We start from the raw sequence: 24104 nt of genomic DNA, 5'->3' as shown, positions 1-24104 counted from the left end.
AGCGGGCCGAAACTAGCAGCGACTAGTCGCGCGGTACCTCGACTTCCTCATAAGCCTGGATGATATCGCCTACCTGGATATCCGGGTAGGACAGCACCATACCGCACTCATAGCCGGCCTTGATCTCAGTAGCGTCGTCCTTTTCGTGACGCAGGGACTCGATCTTGGCATCGGCAGTAACCACGTTGTTATCGCGGAGCAAGCGAACCTTGCCGTTGCGGACAACCTTGCCTTCGGTGACCATACAACCGGCGATGGTACCCACCGAGGAAGACTTGAATAGGGCGCGGATTTCGGCCGCACCGGTGTCGCGTTCCTCGTAGATCGGCTTGAGCATGCCCTTGAGAGCGGCCTCGACTTCCTCGATGGCCTTGTAGATAACCGTGTAGTAGCGGATATCCACGCCCTCTTGGGTAGCGATCTCCGTAGCCTTGCCCTCCGAGCGCACATTGAACGCAATGATGACGGCGTCGGAAGCGGCGGCCAAGGAAATGTTGGTCTCCGTTACGGCACCAACACCGCGGTCGATGATGTTGAGCTCGACTTCGTCCTCGGTCTTGATATCCAGCAGGGCATCTTCCAGCGCCTCGACGGAGCCGGCGTTGTCGCCCTTGAGGATCAGGTTGAGGGTGGAGGTCTCCTGCAATACCTTGTCCAGATCCTCCAGGGACACGCGCTTGCGCTGTTTTGCCTGCAAGGCAGAACGCTTACGAGCATCGCGCTGGTTGGCGATCTGGCGGGCCACGCGGTCATCGTCGACCACGAGCAGGTTATCGCCGGCACCTGGAACGCCGGACAGGCCTTGCACCTGTACCGGGCGGGAAGGACCGGCTTCCTTGACGTCCTCGCCAAACTCATCGAGCATGCGGCGCACGCGACCATGCGCATCACCTACCACGATGGAATCGCCGACGTGCAGCGTACCGCGCTGGACGATGACCGTAGCCACCGGGCCGCGACCGCGGTCCAAGTGGGCCTCGATGGCCACACCCTGGGCATCCATCTCTGGGTTGGCCGTGAGCTCGAGGGCGGCATCGGCAGTCAGGATGACAGACTCCAGCAGCTGGTCAATGTTCTGGCCCTGCTTAGCAGAGATGTCCACGAACATCGTGTCGCCGCCGTACTCTTCTGGCACCAAGCCGTACTCCGTGAGCTGGCCACGGATCTTTTCCGGCTGCGCTTCCGGCTTATCCACCTTGTTCACGGCCACGACCACCGGGATATCGGCAGCCTTGGCGTGGTTGATGGCCTCAACCGTCTGTGGCATGACGCCGTCATCGGCGGCAACGACCAAGATGGCCAAGTCGGTGGACTTCGCACCGCGGGCACGCATGGCGGTAAAGGCCTCGTGGCCAGGGGTATCCAGGAAGGTGATGGTGCGCTCGCCATCCACGTCAACCGTGGTCTGGTAAGCACCGATTCCCTGGGTAATACCGCCGGCCTCGCCGGCTGCCTCATTGGTCTTACGGATGGTATCCAACAGGCGGGTCTTACCGTGGTCAACGTGACCCATGACGGAGACGACTGGAGGGCGGTGTTCGAGGGCCTCTTCGCCACCTTCGTCCTCACCGAATTGCAGGTCGAAGGACTCGAGCAGCTCGCGATCCTCGTCTTCTGGGGAGACGACTTCTACCTTGTAGTTGATCTCGTCACCGAGCAGCTGCAGCGTATCTTCCGATACGGATGCGGTTGCGGTGACCATTTCACCAAGGTTGAACAGTGCCTGCACCAATGCTGCTGGATCGGCACCGATCTTCTCCGCGAAGTCAGACAGCGAAGCGCCGCGGCGCAGACGGACGGTCTGTCCCTTGCCATCTGGCAAGCGGACGCCGCCTACAACGTGCTTCTGCTGCTCTTCAAACTCATGGCGCTTTTGCCGCTTCGACTTCTTGCCCTTGCGTGGTGCGCCACCTGGACGGCCGAATGCACCAGCGGTACCGCCACGACGCCCACCGCGTCCACCGCGGAAACCGCCGGGACGACCGCCGCCTGGGCCACCTGGACCACCAGGTCCGCCGCGGCCGCCGCGACCGCGGCCGCCGCGTCCGCCACCGCTCGGTGCCTTGGACGGCATCGAGGCAGGGTTCGGATGCGAAGGCATCATGGCTGGCGACGGACGACGTCCACCGCCGCCACCCTGGCCTTGGTTCTGATCCTGGCCCTGACGGTTAGCGCCGCCCTCATTGCGGCCGCCGCGCTTTCCACCGCGGTTATCGCCGGGACGGTTGCCGCCGCGCTGGCCCTTGGAGCCACCCGGGCGTGGGCCTGGGCGGTTGTCGCCGCCACCCGTGGAAAATGGGTTATTGGCCACACGGCGGGATCCGCCGGGCTTAGGCATCGGACGCGGCATGGCGTTGCCTGGGTTCGGACGCTCGCCCGACTTCTTGGCATCGCCTTGGCCTGCGTTCTGACCTGGCTTCGGTGCACCCTGGCCAGGCTTCGGTGCCGGCTTTCCAGCGGCAGCGCCCGGCTTTGGTGCTGCCTGGCCAGGCTTGGGGGCAGCCTTAGCGGCCCCTGCGCCTGGCTTCGGTGCAGCGTCGGATGGCTTCGGTGCGCCGGGCTTAGGCGCAGCGGATTTGGATTTCGCCCCACCCTGTGCGCCAGCGCCTGGCTTTGGCGCAGGCGATGCCTGCTTCTTGGCGCTGCCTTGTCCGGGCTTAGCGGGCTTGGCAGTCTTCTCAGCCTTAGCTTCGGTGGCATCGCCACCGGACTGTGCTTCATAGTGAGCACGCATCTTTTTGACCACCGGTGGTTCGATGGTCGAGGATGCGGTCTTCACGAACTCGCCTTGTTCCTTCAGGGTGGCGAGCAGTTCCTTGCTGGTTACTCCGAGCTGTTTTGCCAACTCGTGAACACGTAGCTTTCCGGGCACTTGTCTCCTCTTGGTATCGCCTAGGAGCCAAGGCCGCGAAAAACTGGCCTGACTCCTAGTTAAACGTTCTGGACTTTCATCGCTGATGCTTCATCGTTGTGCGCTCATCAGTGTTCGGTCTTCCTTTTTAACTCTGGTGTGTACGAATCTTGTGCAGCTTGTTCCGCACACGGTACTTTTTCGCCCTGTACATTTTCGCACTGTGCTTCCAAGTACCTACGTACCTGACCTGTGTCCACGGATGCGGACGTGCGGAGCGCGCGCTTAAAAGCATGTTTGCGCTCAGCTAGCTCGAGTGCAGAAAGCGTGGGGCTAATCCATGCGCCACGGCCTGGAAGCCGCCGGAATGGATCCGCCACCGCACGGCTGCCTTGAGGGTCATTGGCATCAATGACCACTCGCAGCAGCTCCGTATCGGGCATGCGGCGACGCGTAGCGATGCAAGTACGAAGCCGTTGAGTCTGCGACATCGAACTCCTTAACTTTCGCTGCGTCTGCATGTCCCTTTCTGCATCTGGGCCGTTTACTAGCCTACGCTATTTATCCGCATTTCCTTAATTCGCGTCCGCGTCTGAATGAATATCGATCTTCCACCCAGTCAAACGGGCGGCTAGGCGCGCGTTCTGGCCTTCCTTACCAATGGCAAGGGACAGCTGGTAGTCAGGGACGATGACGCGCGCCACTTGCTCTTCGCTATCGAGCACGGTCACCTTAATCACCTTGGAGGGCGCCAATGCATTGCCCACATACACGGTGGGATCCTCGCTGTAATCAATGATGTCGATCTTTTCCCCACCGAGCTGGCGCATGATGTTATTCACGCGCTGCCCGCGCGGGCCGATGCACGCGCCCTTGGCGTTCAAGCCCTTAGCGTGACCAATAACGGCGACCTTCGAGCGGTGCCCGGCTTCGCGGGCGATGGCGATCATTTCCACGCTGCCATCCGCAACTTCCGGAACTTCCAGTTCAAAAAGCCCGCGCACCAGCTCTGGGTGGGTCCTTGACAAATTGATCTGCACATTGGCGCCATTGCGATTGACCCCCACCACATAGGCCTTGATGCGGTCACCGTGCTGCAGCTTTTCCCCGGGGATTTGTTCTGCGGGAAGCAAGATTCCGTCTTGCGATTCCAGTTCGGAACCGAGCTGGACTACAACGATGCCGCGGGCATTGGCACGCGCATCGCGCTGGACGATGCCACTGACAACGCGCCCGCTAAGCTCCGAATAGGAATCAAAAGTGCGCTCGGCTTCAGCCTCGCGCAGCTTGCGCAAGATGGCTTCGCGCACGGCGCGTGCGCCCACGCGGCCAAAGTTATCCGGGGTGTCATCGTACTCACTGGTAACTTCCCCGGTTTCGGGGTCGCGCTCGGTAACGATGACGCTGACGGCACCGGTGGTGGTATCGATGTCTACCCGGGACTTGGCGCCTTCGGCCTTGCCCTCCGCGGTGGATTCGCGGTAATCCAGGTAGGAATACAACAAGGCACTTGCAATCGACTCCAACAGGTCATTGACGGGGACCTGCCGTTCGGATTCGATGGTGCGAAGTGCCTCAAGATCAATATTCACTTGTCTATCCTCTCGATTGCCGGTTAGCTCTCGGCTTCTGCAAATGGCTGGTGCACGGCGTCTAGCTCACGCTGTGATGGCTGTGCAAACTCAATTTCTACCACTGCGTGGGCAATGTTTTCCAATCGCTCAACTTCTGTATGCACCTCGTTTTTCTCAGAGGTGATAAGGACAACGGCATCTTCGTCCGCGTTGAGTGCGCCGATGCGCGCGGTATGGCTCGTGTCGTCGCCGCGATTAAAGGTCACCTTCCGCCCCTTGTTGCGGCGCCAGTGGCGCGGTGCGGTCAACGGCAAATCCACACCGGGGGTGGAGACCTCCAAGGTATATCCGGCGCCAAAATTCAGCTCGCCCGCAGCCTCTAGTTCATCGAAGAAGGCCGAAATATCGTCGGAGACTTCCTCTAATACGTCGGAGCTGGGACGCCTATCGCCATCGATGCGGATGATGACCTGTGATTTCTTTCCCGCCTTAGTGGTTTTAATATCCTCCACGTCGAGCCCGCGGGCTCCTAGGCGAGGTTGGAGCAAATCAGTTAATTGTTGTGCATCTGGGAAAGCCATGCCCACTAGCCTACGTCCTTCAAGGTACAGTCTTTTGGGTGAACCGCCGACGTATTGCTTTAACCTGTGTAGTCTCGACTGCCGCCCTGCCCGCACTCGCGGGCTGTTCCGCGGTCGATTCCGTCGTCGACTATTTTGGCCCGCGCCCAGAAGACGCGCTCGAGCGCCTTGCCGTGGCCGCCGCGAGCGATGGCCTCGCCCTTCAAGGGGTTGATGATGCGGCCGCGGATATGCGCAGCTCCCAAGCCGATGCGCTGTATGAGGAGATCGCGCGCCTCTGCGGCACCGATGACCAAGGAAACGTCCCGCACAGCTGTGAGGTGGAACGGCCCACGCAGGCACCGCCGGCCCCAGATTCCTCCCAGGTACTAGAAAAAGCCGCCTCGGCCACCACGGAAGCCGCCGATGAGGTCAATTCTGAATCCCGGCCCATAATCACGCAACAGGCCATCACGCTTAATGCTTGGTTGCCTGGCGATGCCCCCGATATCCCCACGCTCTCCCAGCCGCTCCGCGAGAGCGCGGCTGATTTGTTGCAGTGGGAATACGAGCAGGTCTTTGGCCTGGATTTCGCTCGGGCTTATAGCGATCCTGCTGCCGAAGGGCGCATCGATAAGCTCTTAAGCCTCCATCACCGCCGCATCGACCAACTGCAAGAGGCGCTTAGCCAAAATGGCGAGGCTCCCCAGCCGGATACTGCCTATTCCTCCGGCGCAGCCACGCTTCCCAGCGATGCGGACTCTGCCGCCGCCTTCCTCGATACCTTGGTTGAACAAGACGCCGACAAATGGCACACGGCCGCGGTGGCTGCCGCACAACAAGAAAGCCCAAACCAGGAGTGGCTGAACTGGTTAATCGGCACCGCCGCCGAAGCCAAGGCAGCATAGTTCCCGGTTTTCCCACCGCGCCTACCTGAACATTCACTGTCCGGTGGGCAGCGAAAAATCAGCGAGTTATAGGCCGATATTCATTGATAATTCGTCCGACCCCTACGTAACTTGGTGGATTACGTGCTTGGTGGAGATTCCACAAGCCCAAAAACACAATGAGAAGGAGTGCTTTCTCAATGCGTACTAAGAAGACCTTGCTTACTATGGCCGCAGCTACGTTGGGCATCGCCGGCATTGCCGCACCAGCCGCCAATGCAGCCCCGGCGAGCGCCTGGGACCAAGTCGCCGCGTGCGAGTCCGGCGGTGACTGGCACATCAACACCGGCAACGGCTACCACGGCGGGCTGCAGTTCTCCCAGCAAACCTGGGCCGGTAGCGGCGGCACCCAGTACGCGGCTACCGCTGACCAAGCCACAAAGGAGCAGCAGATTGATATCGCTGAAAATGTTCTTGCAAACCAGGGAGCTGGCGCATGGCCTAATTGCGGCGGCCCCGTGGCTGGCTAATACGCTTCCGCCCGCAGCGGTCGCGTGATGCCGCCGCTAACGCAGCATCGCGCAAGCAACCGACTTCCCGCGTTTCTTCATGGTTTTATTACCGAGGAAAATTGGGGGTCGGTTCTTTTTGGGTTTTATGCCCTCCCCTGCGCAATCTTCCATGCATAGAGAATCAACGGAATCTGCAGCGGTAGACGGATGATGTGATAAAGCTTTTTCGGCTTTCCCGCATCGCGTTCGATCCAGGCGTGGTACATATTCGCCGGCCACACGGCAAGAAATAGCGCCGCGGCTGACGCGCCACCGGATTCGCGAGTGGCGCGATCGGTGAGCAAACAGCCGGTAGCTATTTCCCAGGCGCCGGAGGCAAAGTTGTACAACCGCGGCGAGCCCGGCAGCTGCGGCGGCACGATAGATTCAAAATTTTTAGCGCGCAGGAAATGCAGCGTGCCCATCGTGATAAGGGCCGTGGGGAGCACGTTTTTATTAAGTCTCATGCTTCCCCAGGCTACCTTGCCCTGCTTATGAGCGCTGGACCTTGGCGCGGTGCTTTAAGTTAAGCCCGCACCAGCTCAAGGAGTTTATCCACGATTTTCTCCGCCGGAACTTCCAGAGTTTCCTGCCCGCGGATGCGCAGCTCAATGATGCCGTCTTTAAAGGCGCGTCCCAAGATGGCCACAAACGGCATGCCGAGTAGCTCTGCGTCCTTGAACTTCACGCCCGGGGAGACCTTGGGGCGGTCATCGAAAAGCACCTCAAGGCCCGCCTGCGACAGCTCTTCAACCAACTTATCGCCGGCCTCCATGGCCGCTGCATCCTTATTCGCCACCGCCACGTGTACCTGGTACGGCGCCACTGCCACCGGCCAATTCAGGCCCTTATCATCGTGGCGCTGCTCTGCCAGCACGGCCAGCATGCGGGAGATGCCGATGCCATAAGAGCCCATCGTGGGGATGGCGCGCTTGCCGTTTTCATCGAGAATCTGCACATCGAAGGCTTCGGTGTACTTGCGGCCCAACTGGAAGATGTGGCCCAGCTCGATGCCGCGCTGCAAAGCCAAGGTGCCCTGGTTATCTGGTGCGGGATCACCCTCTTTGACCTCGGCCGCTTCCACAAACTCATCGACGTGGAAATCGCGGCCGGCCACGCAACCCACGACGTAGCAGTTTTGCGCATCCGCGCCCGTGATCCAGGAAGAACCTTTGACCACGCGGGGATCGGCAAAGACCTTCACCCCATTGGAATTCAGCGCGCGCGGGCCCACAAAGCCCTGCTCCAAGAAATCGTATTGCGCATAAATCTTATCGCTTGCCAGGGTGAACTCTGCCGGTTCCAAGGCCGCTTCAAGGCGCTTGGTATCCAGTTCGCGGTCGCCCGGGATCAGCACGGCCGCCAGTTCCTTCTTCTCTTCAGAATCCTCTAACGCCGGGTAGGTTACCTCCACCATGACGCACTTGAGGATATCCGCAGCCCGAACCTCATGGCCATCAACCGCAATGTCCTCGGCCTTAGCCCAGTGCACAAGCGCTTCAATGGTGGCGGCATCCGGGGTCCGATATTCCTTTGCTGCGGGCTGACCCGCAATGTCCTTTTCTGGGGGCGCTTGGGTCACGACTGCCTCTACATTGGCCGCATAATCGCCCTCGGTGGAGCGGACAAAGAGGTCTTCGCCCGCCTCAGATAGCGCCAAGAACTCCTCGGAGGCGGAGCCGCCCATCGCCCCAGAAGTGGCCTTACAAATGGCGTAATCGATTTCCAAGCGGTCAAAAACATTTTGATACGCCTTGCGGTGGCGGGCGTAGGAGGAATCGAGGCCCTCATCGTTCATATCGAAGGAGTAGGAGTCCTTCATCACGAACTCGCGCCCGCGCAGCACCCCGGCGCGGGGGCGTTCCTCATCGCGATACTTCGTCTGAATTTGATACAAGGTGACCGGGAAATCCTTGTATGAGGAGTACATGTCTTTTACGGTATTGGCAAACATTTCCTCGTGCGTGGGCCCAAGCAGCAGGTCCGCATTCTTGCGGTCCTGCAGCCGGAATAGATTGGGACCATATTCCACCCATCGGTTGGTCTTTTCATAGGGCTCGCGCGGCAATAGCGCCGGGAAAAGCATCTCTTGCCCGCCAATGGCGTCCATTTCTTGGCGTACTACGTCTTCAATCTTGCGCAGGGTACGCAGCCCCAACGGCAACCAGGTATAAATGCCCGGCGCGACGCGGCGCACGTAGCCGGCACGCACCAACAGCTTGTGGCTAGGGACCTCGGCATCGGCTGGGTCCTCACGAAGGGTGCGGAGAAATAGTTCAGAAAGGCGGGTAATCATGGTCAAAATATACATCGCTACCCTATCTATATGCTCATTGTCCTCCCTCCTTCAGAAACCAAGGCTCATGGCGGCACAGGAAAGCCGCTTGATTTTGCCAACCTATCTTTTCCAGAGCTAAGCGATACGCGGCGCGAAATCGCCGCTGAGCTGCAGTCTCTTCCTATAGATGAGGCAATGGTCGTGCTTAAGCTCTCGGAGAAGCTGCGCGGTGAGGCCGAATCGAATAGCCAGCTTTATACCACCCCCACCATGCCGGCGGTGCAGCGTTATACAGGGGTGCTGTTTGATGCCCTTTCGGCATCCACCCTTCCTTCTTGGCGGCGCCTTGCTATTGGCGATGCCCTCTTCGGGCTCCTGCGCGCGGGCGACCCTATCCCGCATTACCGCTTATCGGGCGGTTCCAAGCTGGGCGGTCGCACGATGAAGTCTTATTGGGGCAAGCAGGTAACGCAGGCGTTAGAAAACATCGATGAGCTGGTTGTGGATCTGCGCTCGGGCACCTACCAGCAGCTGGGTAGGCTGCCTTCGGCCGTGACGGTGCGGGTAGAAAGCGTGCAGCCGGATGGCTCGCGCAAGGTGGTCAGCCACTTTAATAAGCACTATAAGGGCCTATTGGCCCGGGAACTGGCGCTTTCGCCTGCCGATGCCTTCAGCGCCGCCGATGTCGCCGCGATCGCGCGCGCTGCTGGCATGACGGTGGAGGAACCACCGCACGGCTCGCAGGAGCTTACACTCATCGTATCCCCGTAGGGTGTGAGTGCCTGCTAGGAGCTTAGACCACGGCGCGACGGCGCTGGACGGCTGCGGCCCCGCCGAGGACAGCTACCACCATGGCCAGGACGATGACACCGGATACCCACTGCGGGGCCATGAGCCCGAAAGTGTCTTGGCCTTGGAAGAAGGTGCGCAGGTTGGCATCGGGCAAAATCTGCAGGATGAATTTGGCCCAGCCCATGTCCATTGAGGTCAGCACGCTTTCGATGACGAAGTATTCGATAATGAGCAGCATCGCCGCAAAAGTACCGCTGCGCAGGATATATGCTAGGCCTGTGGCCAGCAGGGTGTAGACGATGTATTCCACAAAGGTGAAGAGGAATACTGCGTTATCTGGGTAGTGCACGAAGCTGGAGAAGTCATAAGACCCGCCGAGCGCGCTGTTGAGCAGCATTCCAAGGATGCCGGCCAAGGCTGCGGCCGCCACGTTAGCTACGGTGATCACGAGTATTTGGCTCGAGAGCACCTGCAAGCGCCGATTGGTGGATAGGTAGCTCCAGGCTACGGTGCCTTTTTGTAGATCGCCGCCGACCAACGTGGCCGAGGAAAAGATCATGATGACGACGGCAAAGATGGCACCAATGGCCACGTCGGAAGATTGAAGGGCGCTGTCGTCATTGCGGATAGCTCCCATCAGCACGTTGGCCGCTGTCAGCCCAACGGTGATGATTGCGAGGTAGACCCAAGTAGAGCGCAGGGAAAATATCTTGCGGGATTCGGAAACGATGGTATTCATGGCTCGTCATCTGCCTTTCTTAAGCGAGTTATGCGGAGCGGTAATCCAGGTGGTCTGCGGTAGCGCCGAGGAAGGCGTCTTCCAAGGAGGGGTGCTTGACTTCAAGGCTGCTGATGCGGATGCGGTGGTCAAAGCACAATTGGCCGACCTCGTCGCGGTCCAAGCCGGTAATGCGCAGCACTTCCCCATCAAAGGAAGTTTCCGCCTGCGAATCGTGCAGCAAGCGGGCCAATTCTTCTGGCTGATCCACCACGACCTCCACGGTGGTGGCACCGGAGGCATTGACGAATTCTTCTACTGTTCCTTCGCCAACGAGCTTGCCCTTGCCGATGACCACTAGGCGGTCTGCCGTCAGCTGCATTTCTGACAACAGGTGGGAAGAAACAAGCACGGAGCATCCCCCAGCGGCGAATTCGCGGATGCGGTCGCGCATCCAGTGCACGCCCTCAGGGTCAAGGCCGTTAACGGGTTCATCGAGAAGCAAGTGCTTAGGCTGGCCCATCATGGCGCAGGCAAGTCCGAGGCGCTGCTTCATGCCAAGCGAATAACCCCCGATGCGCTTTTTCGCGACCTTCCCGAGCCCAACTCGCTCCAGGGTGTCATCGACGTGGTCCATCGATACGCCCTGCAGTGCCGCCATATAGCCCAAGTGCGCGCGGGCGCTGCGGCCGGGGTGGAACCAGTTGGCATCAAGCAAGGTGCCCACCGTGGAGGCGGGATCGGGTAGTTCGCGGAACGGGGTGCCATCGAATGTGGCGGTGCCGGAGGTGGGATTTTCTAGCCCCACGCACATGCGCATCGTGGTGGACTTGCCGGAGCCATTGGGCCCTAGGAACCCGGTGACTTGGCCATCGGGAACCTCGAAGGAGAGGTTGTCTACTGCTGTAAAGGAACCGTACTTCTTGGAAAGCTGTGTAACTGTGAGCATGGTTTTATCTTGGCGCTTTCCCGGCGCGAAGTAACCATCCTCGAGGCGGATTTAGCGGTTCATCCCTGGGGATGAGAGAGCAGTTCTTCCACGGTGACCACCCCATGGGTATAGGCATACAGCACGGCCTGGACACGGTCGCGGGACTCGGTCTTGGTCAGCACGTGGCGCACGTGGGTCTTAACCGTTGCCATGGAGACAAATTCCTCTTCGGATATTTCGGTATTGGAATACCCCAATGCCATAAGCCTTAAAATATCCATTTCGCGCGGGGTAAGCTCCGCTGAAGGCGGGGTCGTTGCGGGATCAGAGCCGGACTGTGCGTCCGCGGCGGTATGCGAAGCCGGGTGCTCCTCCCCGCTATCCTCGCTGCGGACTTGTTGGAGCACCTGAGCGGTAATGCGCGGTGAGAGCACGGCCTCGCCTGAGTGCACGGTGCGAATGGCTGAGAGCAGCTCCTCGGGTTCGACGTCTTTGAGCAAGAATCCAGAAGCCCCGGCAGAGATTGCACCGTGGACAAAGTTTTGGTCATCAAAGGTGGTCAGCATGATGACCTTGGTATCGGGACATTCCGGGAGAACTTCCTCCGTGGCCGCAATGCCGTTGACCCGCGCCATCTGCACGTCCATGAGGATGATATCGACGGGCTCTTGCCGCGCAAGGCCCAGTACCTCATCGCCATCGGAGGCCTGCCAGACCACGCTCATATCCTCCTGCGAGCCGATCAGCATGGCGAACCCGGCGCGCAGGAGCGGTTGGTCATCGACAAGCGCAATGCGAATGGGCTCAGGTTCCTGCCCCGGATTAGACATGCGGTACCTCCACGGTGATTGCAAACGTTCCATCCTCGGTCTTGGTGGACACACTGCCACCATAGGCCTTTACGCGCTCTTTCATCCCGATGAGCCCATAGCCTGGGCTGTGGTCCTCGTCTGGCTGTGCCATGGGGTTGTGCCCTTCGATAGTAAGCGCCGACTTATCGCTGCGAAAGCGCAGGGTTCCCCTATTTTGGCTGGAGTATTTGAGCATATTCGTCAGCATCTCCTGCACGATGCGGTAGATGGTGAATTGATAGAGCTCATCGCTATCGGTAGGTAGCTTTTCCATGCCGTAGACGGTGATATCAAAGCCCGCGCGCCGGGCTTCCGAGAACAGTCCGGCAATGTCTGAGGTGCCTGGGGCCTTGGTTTCCCCGCGCGCGTCTTCTTCGCGCAAGACGGATAGCAGGCTGCGCATCTGTTTTAAGGATTCGCGGGAAGAAGAGGCGATGGTATCGAGCGCCTCCGTTGCTACGGTGGGATCTTTGGCGGCGGCGAACCGGGCGCCATCGGCAAGCGCAATGACCCCGGCGAGGTTGTGCGCGACGATGTCGTGCATCTCGCGGGCGATGCGGTTGCGCTCGACGGCGCCGGCCATTTCCGCGCGCTCGATGAGCAGCTGTTGGCCCTCCCTGCGCTTCCGGTTATTGGTGCCGAGCAGGTAGAAAAAGCCGAGGACTGGCCAGCCGAGCAAGACCGTTCCGGCATAGGCAAGCAGCGGGCTCATGGTCGCATCGCCCAAGCCGATGTCGCTACCCGCAAAGACCCTTTCACCAAAGAGGCTTGCGGTAGTTCCGGCCAGGGAGCCTAGGGCAATCCAGGCAAGCCAGATATAGCGCAAACGCTTGCGTGAGTGCGTGCCAATGAGAAAAGCCGTGTAAACAAAAATTGGGGCGTGGAAGTTCGCCAGGGAGGCCAAGGGCGTGAAGATGCACAGCGTCATGGTGCCGGCGACGAAGAAGATGGACTTTTCTTGCAGCTTGGGATGCAGCCACAGTGCCAGCGGAATGCCAACGGTGTACAAGACCGCCACGATGGCTTGAAAGGGCGAATCGGTGTGTAAAAAGTTCGCGGCGTTGGGCAAAAGCACGCCGAAGAACACGGGGATAATAATTCGCCACGGCGGTCCAATCCAATCGCGCAGACGATCCGGCCAAAGCTTAGACATAAGAGCAAGGCTAGCGCAGAAGCTAACCGCCCGGCCTCATCCCCTGGGCTGACTAGACTGGTTAGCATGCAATTCCAGTTCTTCGAAGTCGATGTCTTTGCCACCTCGGCGTTTTCCGGTAACCCGCTTGCCGTCGTGGCCCAAGCCGATGGGCTCTCGACGCAGCAGATGCAAGCCATCGCGCACTGGACCAATTTTTCTGAAACTACGTTCTTGCTCGAGCCCACCCATCCCGCGGCGGACTATCGCGTGCGCATTTTTACCCCGCACGAAGAATTTGATTTCGCCGGCCACCCCACCCTGGGCAGCGCCGCCGTCTGGCGGGCGCTCGGCAATAAACCGCAGAAAGAGGGCACCATAGCGCAGGAATGCGGGGTGGGGATGGTCTCCGTGCGCGTAAGCGAAGGAATTTATTCTTTTGCCACCCCTCCCCTGCGCGCGAGCGGGCCGCTGAGCAGTGCCGAACTTGCAGAGGCTTGCGCGGGATTGAATATCGCAGAAGCAGATGTCATCGATTCCGCTTGGGTGGATAATGGGCCCGGTTGGCGGCTTATACAGCTGCGCGATGCGGCGGCCGTGCGCGCGGTTCAGCCCGCCGCAACCCGCCCCAAGGTGGGTGTGGTGGGCACGTGTAATAGCGGCGCGGGTACTGATTCCGCTGCTTATGAAGTGCGCGCGTTTACCGCAGAATTCGAGGATCCGGTCACCGGTTCCTTCAACGGCGGTGCCGCACAATTCATGCGCTCGCGCGGGTTGGTCCCTACCCGCTACACCGCCCGCCAGGGCAGCCAGCTGGGAAGAGACGGTGAGGTCTTTATCCACGATGACGGCGCCGATATTTGGGTTGGCGGCCGCGTCCACATCCGCGTGCAAGGACAATTGGAGGTCTAAAATGAACCTACACCACGACTATGCAAAGCACCTGCCGGACTTAGTGGCGGCAACGCAGGGCGAGCAACAACCGGATCCTAAGCTCGTAGTCCTCAATGAGGAGCTGGCCCGACAGCTGGGCCTCGATACGGACTGGCTGCGCTCTGCAGACGGCCTGGATTTCCTCTTGGGCCGCGGCGGCGGGCATGCCATGGCTTATTCCGGTTTCCAATTCGGCTCCTTCAACCCGCAGATGGGCGATGGCCGGGCCATGCTCTTGGGCGAGGTGGAAAAAGACGGCACACTGTGGGATCTCCACGCCAAGGGCACGGGGCTAACCCCCTATTCCCGCCTGGGTGCTGATGGCCGCGGCACCCTCTCGTCCATGCTGCGCGAATACCTGATTTCTGAGGCCATGCATGCTCTCGGTGTGCCCACCACGCGTTCCCTCGCCGTGATTTCTACCGGCCGGCCCATCCAGCGCGGCCATGTGCAGCCGGCGGGCGTCCTAGTCCGCGTGGCGGCCAGCCATATCCGGGTCGGTACTTTTCACTATGCTGCTCAGTCCGGCCACCTCCGGGATCTCGCGGACTACACCATCGCGCGCCACTATCCTGGGGCAGATTACCGGAAATTCTTCCAGGGGGTGATGGACCGCCAGATAGCCACCGTGTCTTCGTGGATGCGCTTGGGTTTTATCCACGGGGTGATGAATACGGATAACACCACCATCTCCGGCGAAACCATTGATTATGGCCCTTGTGCCTTTATGGAATCCTACTCTTCCGATACGGTATTTTCCAGCATTGACCAGCAGGGACGCTATGCCTTTGGCAATCAACCAGCAATCTTGGGCTGGAACCTCGCCCGGCTCGCGGAATCGCTGGTGCCGCTTTTCGATGCCGATATCAATGCCGGGGTCGACTTCGCGCAGGAGACCATCAATGGGTTCCAGGAGAAATTCGCCACCCAGCGCCGCGGCGATATGGCCGCCGCCCTCGATTCCACCACCGAGGTCGCCTCGGCCTACCTTACTGCGATGCAGCTATCTCGCCCGGATATCACGTTGGCGCACCGTGCGCTTGCCGATGCCGCCCGCGGCCACACCCGCCCCGCCCGTGAGCTCTTCCCAGATTCGGACTTCCTGGATAGCTACCTAGCCACTCACCCCGCCCCGGATGCCGTGGATGCTGCCATGCCCCGGGTCATTCCCCGCAACATGGCCGTCGAAGCCGCGCTGCGCGCCGCCGAGGCTGGCGATATTAAGCCCTTTACTGAGCTCCTCCACGCCGTGACCCACCCGTGGGAGCCGCATCCGCCCTACGAACAGCCCGACCCGAATGGGCTTGCAGGTTTTCTCACCTACTGCGGTACCTAATTTTCTGGTACCCCGAATTCAGGGGGTGCGCAGCACAAAGCCCTCCGCGCAATACGTTCTGCGCGGAGGGCTTGCGGCCGAGGACTTAGCCTCAAGCCGAAGGCGTTTTAGCGCTCCAGCTTCAGCGTCTTCTGGGTGTATTCCCACATCTCGTTGTAGAAGTCCTCATCATTGGCTAGCTTCATGCCATAGGACGGGACCATCTCGCGAATCTTATCGCTCCAGTCAATCATGCGCTCGCCAAAGCAACGCTCCAGCAGCTCCAGCATGACGGCTGGGGCAATGGAAGCACCCGGAGAGGCACCGAGCAGACCGGCAATATTGCCTTCCTGGTTATTGACCAATGCGGTACCAAACTCGAGGGAACCGAAACGCGGTGCACCTGCAGGCTTGATGACCTGTACGCGCTGGCCGGCAATCACGGTCTCCCAGTCGCTTTCCTTCGCATTCGGAACGTATTCGCGGAGGGAATCAACGCGGTCAGAGAAGTCCTTGCGCACCTCATCAATGAGGTACTTTGTCAGGCCGAATTCCTGCACGGCAACGCCCAGGTAGGAGGTGATGTTATCCGGGCGGATGGACTTGAAGAGATCCAGGTAGGAACCCTTCTTCAAGAACTTCGGGCTCCAGCCGCCGTACGGGCCAAAGAGCAGGCCCTTCTCGCCGTCGATAACGCGAGTATCCAAGTGCGGCACGGACATCGGAGGAGCACCCACCGCAGCCTTACCGTAAACCTTGGCTTGATGCTGCTCAATGAGCTCCGGGGTCTTGGCACGCAACCACAGACCGGAAATGGGGAATCCGGCGTAGCCTGCGACTTCCTTCACCTTTGCCTTGCGGAGCAAGTCCAGGGCGTAGCCGCCGGCACCGACGAAGACGAACTTCGCCTTCACCACGGTGATATCGCCGGTGTGCTTATTCTTGGAATAAACCTTCCAGTCATTTCCGTCGCGGTCGATATCGAAGACCTCGTGGCCGTAACGGATCTCCGTGCCAGATGCGCGCGCCGCGGTCAGGAACTGCTTGGCCAGAGCGCCGAAGTTCACGTCGGTGCCAACTTCGGTCCAAGAGATAGCGACCTTATTGGAAAAGTCGCGGCCCTCTGCCATGAGCGGCAGCTTCTCCGCAAAGGTGGATTCATCATCAGAGAACTGCATGCCGGGGAACATGTGCTTTTCACTCAGCACCTCGTAGCGGCGCTTCAAGTAGTCCGCCTGGATTTCACCTTGCGCGAAGGACACGTGCGGGACTGGGTTGATGAACTCGCTGGGTTCAGTCAGGATGCCATTGTTGAGCTGGTGGGACCAGAACTGGCGCGACTTCTGGAACTTCTCGTTAGTTGCAATCGCCTTAGAGATATCGATGCGGCCGTTCTTCTCTGGCGTGTAGTTGAGCTCGCACAGAGCGGAGTGACCGGTACCGGCGTTATTCCATGGGGAGGAGGATTCCAGGGCGGGGCCATCAAGGCGCTCAAAGATCATCTGGGTCCAGCTCGGCTCCAGCTCGCGGAGCATAGCGCCCAAGGTGGCGCTCATGATGCCGGCACCGACCAGTGCGACATCAACCTCATCTACAACTTGTGCTGTCTTCTTTGCTGAGGACACTGTGTTATAACCTCTTCGAATTGAAAATTTATATACATCGGCGCATTCTGCACCATATATTTTAAGCGCTTTGCGCCCCACACCGCGACTGTTTTGCACAGACAACCTGCCGATGTGTCACGCATTAACGCCTTACCTTACGCTTTTCTTTTCTCGATTGGTTTTTCTCCCCCACCCTGGTCACCACAATATAGGACGTCGTGTAATACACTTCACATTGTGCGGAAATAATGGCAGGTCACGCAGCTCCCGTAGCGAGCCCCTAGAGTTGACTAGACTCGTGTCATGGCTACAGCAACTCCGTCATGGGGGCCCGATATGCTCGGCCCCGATTTTCAATCAGCCACCCTCGACCTTGGTCCCGATCCCGATGGCGAGGGGGAAGTTGTCACCACCCTCGTCCGCTACATGCCAGGCTCGGCTGAAGGCTCCGCGGCGGCGGGCTCTGCCGATTCTTCCTCGCCTTCCCACACTTCCCGCCCGGCCTTGGTATGGCTGCACGGGATGACTGACTACTTCTTCCAAACGCACGTCGCACAGCACTTTGCGGCACAAGGCTACGATTTCTACGCGGTCGATCTCCGCAAATGCGGCCGCTCGCACCGCCCGGGCCAGTCCTGGCACTACGTTTCGGATTTGTCCTTATATAACGCGGATCTTTCCGCGGCCCTCGATGCCATCGCAAACGACAAAGTATTCGTTATGGCCCACTCCACCGGTGGCCTGATTGCGCCACTGTGGATGGACTTTTTACGCCGCCATGATCCGGAGCGATTCTCCCACCTGAAAGGACTAATCCTCAATAGCCCTTGGCTCGACATGATGGGCGTTCCCGGCTGGGCGGTGTCCGCGCTGAAGCCAGCGATATATTCCACCGCCAAAATCGCACCCAAGACCGCCTTGCCTGGGGGCAATCTCACCGCCTATGGCGAATCGGTGCACAGTGATTTCTACGGCGAGTGGGACTATGACCTCAGCATGAAACCCCTAGCCGGGCATAAGAAATATATCGGCTGGCTGGCCGCCGTCTTCCACGGTTTCGATGCCATACACAGCGGGCGCATTAATGCCGGGGTCCCCGTATTGACGCTGCAATCTACCCGCTCGCTATTAGGCACGCCCTACTGCGATGCGGTCAATCATGCCGATTGCATCATCGATGTTACACAGACCCGACGGTGGGCAAAAGAACTCAATGCGCATTACACGCTGCGTTCCATCGAAGGTGCGCGCCACGATGTCTTTTTATCCCTCCCCCGCCCCCTAGAGGAGGCCTTCGCAGCGTGCGATGCGTGGCTTCCCACCATCGTGGAAGCGCCCACACCAGCATAAATACCCAAATTGGACACATGGATTAAGGTACAGATATGACCACAATTGATACAGCAAATACTCCGGCCGCTGAGGAACACTACGACCTCATCATCATCGGCACCGGTTCCGGCAACTCCATTGCCAACCGCGACTTTCACGATAAGAAGATTGCCATTATTGAAAAGGGCCGATTCGGTGGCACCTGCCTGAATGTCGGCTGCATCCCCACCAAGATGTACGTCTACGCGGCCGATGTCGCCCTCGCAGCCCGCGAAGGCGAGCGCCTTGGCATCGATGCCCAGGTCAACAACGTGGAGTGGAACTCGATTGTGGAGCGCGTTTTCCACAACCGCATCGACCAGATCGCCCAAAGCGGCGAAGACTACCGCCGGGGCGACAAGACCCCGAATATCACCGTCTACGATGAGCACGCTCGCTTCGTTGGGCCTAAAACCCTCCAGACCGGCGATCACGTCATCAGCGCCGACCAGATCGTTGTTGCTACCGGCTCCCGCCCGGTAATCCCTGAGGTCTACGCCAATTCCGGGGTGAAGTACTACACCAACGAAGACATCATGCGGATGGACCGCCAACCAGAAAGCCTGATCATCGTGGGCGGCGGCTATATCGCTATGGAATTTGCCCACGTCTTCGATGGCCTCGGCACCAAGGTCACCGTGGTCAACCGCAGCGAGACCTTGCTGCGCCACCTCGATTCCGATATCTCCTCGCGCTTCAACGAGCTTGCCCGCGAGCGTTTCGATGTGCGGATTGCTAATGGCACCAAGCTGGAAGAAACCGACAAGGGCGTAAAGCTGGAGCTCGATAATGGCGAGAGCCTCGAGGCAGACGCCATCCTGGTAGCCACCGGCCGCAAGCCAAATGGCGATCTCATGGATGTGGACAAGGCCGGCATCAAGCTGCTGGACAATGGCCGCATTTCCACCGATGCGCATGGCCTCACGGATGCAGAAGGCGTCTGGGCGCTTGGCGATGTCTCTTCGCCCTACATGCTCAAGCACGTCGCCAACGCCGAAGCCCGCACCATCCAGCACAACCTGCTCCACCCAGAGGACCTGCAGGAGCTTCCGCATGACAACGTTCCTGCCGCCATCTTCACCCACCCGCAGATCGCCACTGTGGGCTTGAAGGAAGAAGAAGCGCGGGAGCAGGGCTTCGATGTCACCGTAAAGATTCAGAACTTCGGCGACGTGGCCTACGGCTGGGCCATGGAAGATACCACGGGTATTTGCAAGCTGATTGCGGACCGCAAGACGGGCCAGCTCCTCGGCGCCCACTTGATGGGCCCGCAGGCTTCCACCCTGATCCAGCAGCTGATCACCGTGCTGACCTACGAGATCGACCTGCGGGACTTTGCCCGCAAGCAGTACTGGATCCACCCAGCCCTGCCTGAGGTCGTAGAAAACGCCATCTTGGGTCTCGAGTGGGACTAAGCCCCCAAAAGTCCCATAGCTAAAGCCGCCTCCCTAAGCTACGCGCAGTCATTCACGCGAGTGGTAAAGGAGGCGGCTTTCGCCGTGTCTAGAGCCTTTTTAAGAAAGACCCTGGCGATTAATCCTCATCGGGGATAGTCAGAATTTCATTGCCATCATCGGTGATGACCAAGGTGTGCTCGAACTGGGCGGTGAACTTACCGTCCCGGTTCTGCACGGTCCAGTCATCATCCCAAATATCGTAATCCAGCGAACCAAGATTGATCATCGGCTCTACCGTCAAGGTCATGCCCGGTTCCAAGATATCGCGGTACGTGGTGGAATCGTGGTGTAAAACCACTAGCCCATTGTGGAAGGTGGGTCCTACACCGTGACCGGTGAAATCGCGTACAACGTTGTAGCCAAAGCGCTTGGCATATGACTCGATAACGCGGCCGATAACGTTAATCTCGCGGCCAGGCTTTGCGGCCTTAATGCCGCGCATCGTTGCCTCTTTGGTGCGCTCTACTAATAGGCGGTGCTCCTCTGATACGTCACCGGCCAAGAAGGTGGCGTTATTATCGCCGTGCACGCCGTTTTTATAAGCGGTGACATCGATATTGACGATGTCACCTTCTTCAATCACGGTGGTATCCGGAATGCCGTGGCAGACGATTTCATTAAGCGATACACAGGTGCCCTTGGTAAATCCCCGGTATCCCAGGGTGGACGGGTACGCACCGTGGTCACACATATACTCGTGCGCCACGCGGTCGACCTCATCCGTCGTTACGCCAGGCTTTACGGCCTTGCCGGCTTCCTTCAGCGCGTTGGCCGCAATCTTGCAGGCCTCCCGCATCTTCTCAATCACTTCAGGGGACTGTACAAAAGACTCACCAATGGCCTCTTGTACCTCATCTTTCCACACATATTCCGGGCGCTCGATGTCGTCTGGCACGGGCCGGATGGGGGTTGGCTTACCTGGCTTCAATTTTCCACGAGTACTCATAATTGCCCATGGTAGTCCTCATACCGCGTAGCGCAGTATCCGGGTATCGCGTCCGAGGCTGCGGATTATTCGACCATCGGCGCTGGGCCATCATTGGGACGCGAGCGGTAATCATCCAGCTTCCGCAAGAAGTTATCCGTAATGGCTACCGAGGATTCAGAGCCACCGCCCAGCACGACGAGCGTGGCGAAGGCGATATCGTCTTCTTCCCGGTAGCCCGTAAACCACGCGTGCGAGCCTTCATTGATCTCGGCCTCACCAGTCTTGCCGTAAATGGTTCCGCCTGCTTGTATTCCGCGAGCGGTACCGCTGGTGACCACCTGGCGCATCATGCCGCGCACGTTATTCAACACGTCCTCAGAAATCTGCGCCGGCTTCTCCGAGGCCTTGGTCTCGCGGCCCTCAATAAGCTTCGGCGTTGGGGTCTTTCCCGCCGCCACAGAGGCAGAAACCATAGCCATGCCGAACGGGCTGGCAAGGTCGTGGCCCTGACCATAACCGGCTTCGGTGCGCTCCAGTACTTCCTTGCCCTCCGGAATCGAGCCGGTCGTAGTGGTGAGCCCGGGGATTTCATAATCCACCCCGAAGCCAAACTTCTTGCCGGTCTCCTTCAACTCACCGGGTGCCAGCTTGGTAGAAATATCCGCGAAGGTGGTATTGCACGATTGGGCGAAGGCCCGGCTTAACGGCACATTGCCGAGCGAGAACGCGTTGTAGTTGGTCACCACGCGGCCATAGATATCCATCGTGCCAGGGCACGGAACGATGGTATCCGTGTTCAGGTCTTGCTTTTCCACGCCCGCAGCGGCGGTAAGGATCTTGAAAACCGAGCCGGGCGGGTATTGGCCTTGCAAGGCGACGTCGCCGTCTTCGTCCGCCTTTTCGGTCTGCGCTACAGCCAGGATATCGCCATTGGAAGGCCGGATGGCCACCAGCATGGCCTGGGCGTCCGAGCGCTGATCCACTGCCTCTTGGGCCGCGCGTTGGACGTCATAATCCAAGCCAACCTTGATGGAAGGGGCGGCCTCGGGCGCATGCTTTTCGACATCGGAAAGCGCCGCACCGTTCTCATTGACGACGGCAATGGACCAGCCGGTCTCGCCGTCGAGCTCGTCATTGACGGCCGAGCGCACGCGCGATAAGAGATCGGGTGCGAGGCCGCGGTCCCGGGTCACCAGCGCGGGTTCTTCATTAATGCGGACGCCGTCCATCCCCTCCATCTTGGCGCGGATGACGGACTCCTGCTCTTCTGTATAAAGGCCCACCGAATAGGCAGAATCTGCCTTTTCTAGCTTTTCGGCGAGCTCTTTGGCGTCCACCTCCGCGATCGAGTCGTCCTCGCGGTGCGCCGCAGCAAGGGCGCTGCTGACCTTGGAGGCAGTGGGGCGGACATCGGAAAGCGAGCTCGTATCCACGATGACGCGGTAATTCAACCCGGGGCTCATCAGCTCCACCCCGTTGGAGGAGACGACGCTGGCGCGCGTGGCTTCCAAGGCGCGCAGCTCCAAGTGCTGGTGCGCGCCCAAGTCCGGGTGAATAATGCTGGGCTTCCACCGCACCGTCCACTCATCTTCGGCCTTGGTCAAGGTCATCTGCGTGGTATAGCTCAGGCTGCGGTCCTTGGGCAGATCCCACGTGACCTTATAATCCGCCGTGGCCACGGTTTCGTCCTGCTTTACCCCCTCGAGTTCAATATCGAGGCCCTCTGCCTGCAAGCCCGAATAAGTATCATCGAGGGCCTGCGTGGCGTCATCGGGGGAATCCGTAAGCTCCTCCAAGCCCTCGTTATTTCGGCTCTCCATGCCTTCAATGAACTCTTCTGCCACCGGCTGTGCAGATACGGGCTTAGGGGTACAAGCAACCACACCAGTTGCAGTAAGCGAGACTGTAGCAACCAGTGCGAATAACTTCTTCATGCTTTGGCACATTAGCAGCGCATGCAGCAAAAAAGACTGCCCCACACCGAGGTGCGGGGCAGTCCATTAAAAATTAGCGCGTTGAAGAATGCGGCTTACTGCGTCACGCGGACATCGGCCTTAGCGCCGTCCACGGCTTCGAGACCTTGCTCATCTGCAATGCGCATTGCCTCTTCAATGAGGGTTTCCACGATCTTGTCTTCCGGCACGGTGCGCACCACTTCGCCCTTGACGAAGATCTGGCCCTTGCCGTTGCCGGACGCCACGCCCAAGTCTGCGTCACGGGCCTCGCCTGGGCCGTTGACGACGCAACCCATGACGGCAACGCGAATGGGAAATTCCATGCCCTCGAGGCCGGCGGTAACTTCTTCCGCCAGCTTGTACACGTCCACCTGCGCGCGGCCGCACGACGGGCAGGACACGATTTCCAGCTTGCGCGGCCGCAAGTTGAAGGACTGGAGAATCTGGTCTCCCACCTTGACCTCTTCTTCCGGCGGGGCGGACAGCGAGACGCGAATCGTATCGCCGATGCCTTCTGCCAAAAGGGCGCCGAAAGCGACGGAGGACTTAATGGTGCCCATGAACTTCGGGCCCGCTTCCGTCACACCCAAGTGCAGTGGGTAATCGGTCTGCGCAGCCAGCTGGCGGTAGGCCTCCACCATCAGGACTGGGTCAGAGTGCTTAACGGAGATGGCGATATCGCCAAAGCCGTGCTCCTCAAACAGGCCCGCCTCCCAGATAGCGGACTCCACGAGCGCCTCTGGGGTGGCTTTGCCGTACTTTTCCAACAGGCGCTTATCCAGCGAACCGCCATTGACGCCGATGCGGATGGGGATTCCCGCATCGCCAGCGGCCTTCGCCACTTCCTTAACGCGGCCATCAAATTCACGAATGTTGCCGGGGTTGACGCGAATTGCCGCGCAGCCAGCATCGATAGCCTGGAAGATGTACTTGGGCTGGAAGTGGATATCCGCGATGACCGGGATCGGGGATTTCTTGGCGATGGCCGGCAGCGCCTCCGCATCCACCGGCTTTGGGCAGGCCACGCGCACGATATCGCAGCCAGAGGCAGTAAGCTGTGCGATTTGCTGCAGGGTGCCGTTGATGTCATGGGTCTTGGTATTAGTCATCGACTGCACCGAAATTGGGTAGTCAGAACCAACGCCCACTGGGCCTACGTGCAATTGCCGCGTTTTCCGGCGCGGGTGCAATACTGGCGGAGGCCCGTCAGGAATTCCTAGACCAATAGGACTAGACATGAATGCTCCTTATTTCTAGCTCGTGGCTCGTTGCTAAATGTTATTGCACAATAAGTGTTGAACGTCCCCACTCTAGCACTAGATGGTTAAGCGCTAAAGTGCGCGCTCGCGCTGCACACGTGCGCTAAGCGTTGGGCGCTCTACTCACGCCGCGCGGCGGGCACAGGGGCTAACG

At 59.4% G+C, this 24104-nt stretch carries 21 protein-coding genes; 7 read left to right on the top strand and 14 right to left on the bottom strand.

Annotated elements, in window-relative coordinates:
- Positions 1–22: 22 nt before the first annotated feature.
- The 4 genes from infB to rimP form a co-directional block, all read right to left on the bottom strand.
- Positions 23–2872, bottom strand: a complete 2850-nt coding sequence (gene infB, locus ABRP87_RS03060) for a translation initiation factor IF-2 (RefSeq protein WP_349867665.1) — start codon at positions 2870–2872, stop codon at positions 23–25.
- A gap of 107 nt (positions 2873–2979) precedes the next feature.
- Positions 2980–3342 carry a YlxR family protein gene (locus tag ABRP87_RS03055; protein ID WP_023022835.1) on the bottom strand — a complete coding sequence of 121 codons (363 nt, stop codon included), beginning with the start codon at positions 3340–3342 and terminating at the stop codon, positions 2980–2982.
- A gap of 84 nt (positions 3343–3426) precedes the next feature.
- The gene (gene nusA / locus ABRP87_RS03050) at positions 3427–4443 is read right to left on the bottom strand and encodes a transcription termination factor NusA (protein WP_023022837.1); all 1017 of its coding nucleotides are present in this window, start codon (positions 4441–4443) and stop codon (positions 3427–3429) included.
- A gap of 23 nt (positions 4444–4466) precedes the next feature.
- The gene (gene rimP / locus ABRP87_RS03045; RefSeq protein WP_349867663.1) at positions 4467–5006 is read right to left on the bottom strand and encodes a ribosome maturation factor RimP; all 540 of its coding nucleotides are present in this window, start codon (positions 5004–5006) and stop codon (positions 4467–4469) included.
- Positions 5007–5044: 38 nt separating this feature from the next.
- Here rimP and ABRP87_RS03040 point away from each other — a divergent pair, with 38 nt between their 5' ends.
- The gene (locus tag ABRP87_RS03040) at positions 5045–5893 is read left to right on the top strand and encodes a DUF4439 domain-containing protein (RefSeq protein WP_349867661.1); all 849 of its coding nucleotides are present in this window, start codon (positions 5045–5047) and stop codon (positions 5891–5893) included.
- A gap of 179 nt (positions 5894–6072) precedes the next feature.
- A complete protein-coding gene (locus ABRP87_RS03035) occupies positions 6073–6402 on the top strand; it encodes a transglycosylase family protein (RefSeq protein WP_431603670.1) in 330 nt (109 codons plus the stop codon).
- A 125-nt stretch (positions 6403–6527) separates the two neighbouring features.
- On the opposite strand, the gene ABRP87_RS03030 is transcribed toward ABRP87_RS03035, so the two are convergent.
- Both ABRP87_RS03030 and ABRP87_RS03025 read right to left on the bottom strand, forming a co-directional pair.
- On the bottom strand, positions 6528–6890 hold the full coding sequence (locus tag ABRP87_RS03030; RefSeq protein WP_349867659.1) for a DoxX family protein: 363 nt from the start codon (positions 6888–6890) through the stop codon (positions 6528–6530).
- A 59-nt stretch (positions 6891–6949) separates the two neighbouring features.
- Positions 6950–8719 (bottom strand): proline--tRNA ligase, encoded by a 1770-nt coding sequence (locus tag ABRP87_RS03025; RefSeq protein ID WP_349867657.1) that lies wholly within the window; start codon positions 8717–8719, stop codon positions 6950–6952.
- Positions 8720–8749: 30 nt separating this feature from the next.
- Between ABRP87_RS03025 and yaaA the strand changes: the two genes are divergently transcribed.
- Entirely contained in the window at positions 8750–9472 is a 723-nt protein-coding gene (gene yaaA / locus ABRP87_RS03020) for a peroxide stress protein YaaA (protein WP_023022850.1), read from the top strand.
- A 22-nt stretch (positions 9473–9494) separates the two neighbouring features.
- Here the strand turns inward: yaaA and ABRP87_RS03015 are convergent, their stop codons facing one another.
- The 4 genes from ABRP87_RS03015 to ABRP87_RS03000 are packed head-to-tail and all read right to left on the bottom strand — an operon-like array spanning position 9495 to position 13146.
- The gene (locus ABRP87_RS03015; RefSeq protein ID WP_023022852.1) at positions 9495–10232 is read right to left on the bottom strand and encodes an ABC transporter permease; all 738 of its coding nucleotides are present in this window, start codon (positions 10230–10232) and stop codon (positions 9495–9497) included.
- Positions 10233–10260: 28 nt separating this feature from the next.
- Entirely contained in the window at positions 10261–11160 is a 900-nt protein-coding gene (locus ABRP87_RS03010) for an ABC transporter ATP-binding protein (RefSeq protein WP_023022854.1), read from the bottom strand.
- A gap of 59 nt (positions 11161–11219) precedes the next feature.
- Complete coding sequence (locus tag ABRP87_RS03005; protein WP_023022856.1) at positions 11220–11972, bottom strand: response regulator; 753 nt, start codon at positions 11970–11972, stop codon at positions 11220–11222.
- Positions 11965–13146 (bottom strand): sensor histidine kinase, encoded by a 1182-nt coding sequence (locus tag ABRP87_RS03000; protein ID WP_349867654.1) that lies wholly within the window; start codon positions 13144–13146, stop codon positions 11965–11967. The genes ABRP87_RS03005 and ABRP87_RS03000 overlap by 8 nt, the downstream gene beginning before the upstream one ends.
- 66 nt (positions 13147–13212) lie before the next feature.
- Here ABRP87_RS03000 and ABRP87_RS02995 point away from each other — a divergent pair, with 66 nt between their 5' ends.
- Entirely contained in the window at positions 13213–14037 is an 825-nt protein-coding gene (locus ABRP87_RS02995; protein ID WP_349867652.1) for a PhzF family phenazine biosynthesis protein, read from the top strand.
- A 1-nt stretch (position 14038) separates the two neighbouring features.
- Positions 14039–15394, top strand: coding sequence for a protein adenylyltransferase SelO (locus ABRP87_RS02990; RefSeq protein ID WP_349867650.1), 1356 nt, complete (start codon positions 14039–14041; stop codon positions 15392–15394).
- 107 nt (positions 15395–15501) lie between these two features.
- On the opposite strand, the gene mqo is transcribed toward ABRP87_RS02990, so the two are convergent.
- Positions 15502–16998 carry a malate dehydrogenase (quinone) gene (mqo, locus tag ABRP87_RS02985; RefSeq protein WP_349867648.1) on the bottom strand — a complete coding sequence of 499 codons (1497 nt, stop codon included), beginning with the start codon at positions 16996–16998 and terminating at the stop codon, positions 15502–15504.
- Positions 16999–17283: 285 nt separating this feature from the next.
- Between mqo and ABRP87_RS02980 the strand changes: the two genes are divergently transcribed.
- Together ABRP87_RS02980 and mtr are read left to right on the top strand one after the other, a co-directional pair.
- On the top strand, positions 17284–18330 hold the full coding sequence (locus tag ABRP87_RS02980; RefSeq protein ID WP_349867646.1) for an alpha/beta hydrolase: 1047 nt from the start codon (positions 17284–17286) through the stop codon (positions 18328–18330).
- 35 nt (positions 18331–18365) lie between these two features.
- Complete coding sequence (gene mtr / locus ABRP87_RS02975) at positions 18366–19766, top strand: mycothione reductase (RefSeq protein ID WP_349867645.1); 1401 nt, start codon at positions 18366–18368, stop codon at positions 19764–19766.
- A 118-nt stretch (positions 19767–19884) separates the two neighbouring features.
- Here the strand turns inward: mtr and map are convergent, their stop codons facing one another.
- The 3 genes from map to ispG form a co-directional block, all read right to left on the bottom strand.
- On the bottom strand, positions 19885–20754 hold the full coding sequence (gene map, locus ABRP87_RS02970; protein WP_349867644.1) for a type I methionyl aminopeptidase: 870 nt from the start codon (positions 20752–20754) through the stop codon (positions 19885–19887).
- 65 nt (positions 20755–20819) lie between these two features.
- Positions 20820–22670 (bottom strand): penicillin-binding transpeptidase domain-containing protein, encoded by a 1851-nt coding sequence (locus ABRP87_RS02965; protein ID WP_349867643.1) that lies wholly within the window; start codon positions 22668–22670, stop codon positions 20820–20822.
- 95 nt (positions 22671–22765) lie between these two features.
- Positions 22766–23929, bottom strand: a complete 1164-nt coding sequence (gene ispG, locus ABRP87_RS02960; protein ID WP_023022875.1) for a flavodoxin-dependent (E)-4-hydroxy-3-methylbut-2-enyl-diphosphate synthase — start codon at positions 23927–23929, stop codon at positions 22766–22768.
- Positions 23930–24104 lie beyond the last annotated feature (175 nt).

Origin of the sequence: Corynebacterium sp. KPL2830, from assembly GCF_040225635.1 — a bacterium.
Classification (GTDB): domain Bacteria; phylum Actinomycetota; class Actinomycetes; order Mycobacteriales; family Mycobacteriaceae; genus Corynebacterium.
The sequence above is the reverse complement of the archived record's forward strand: the minus strand, read 5'-3'. Positions and strand labels throughout refer to the sequence as shown.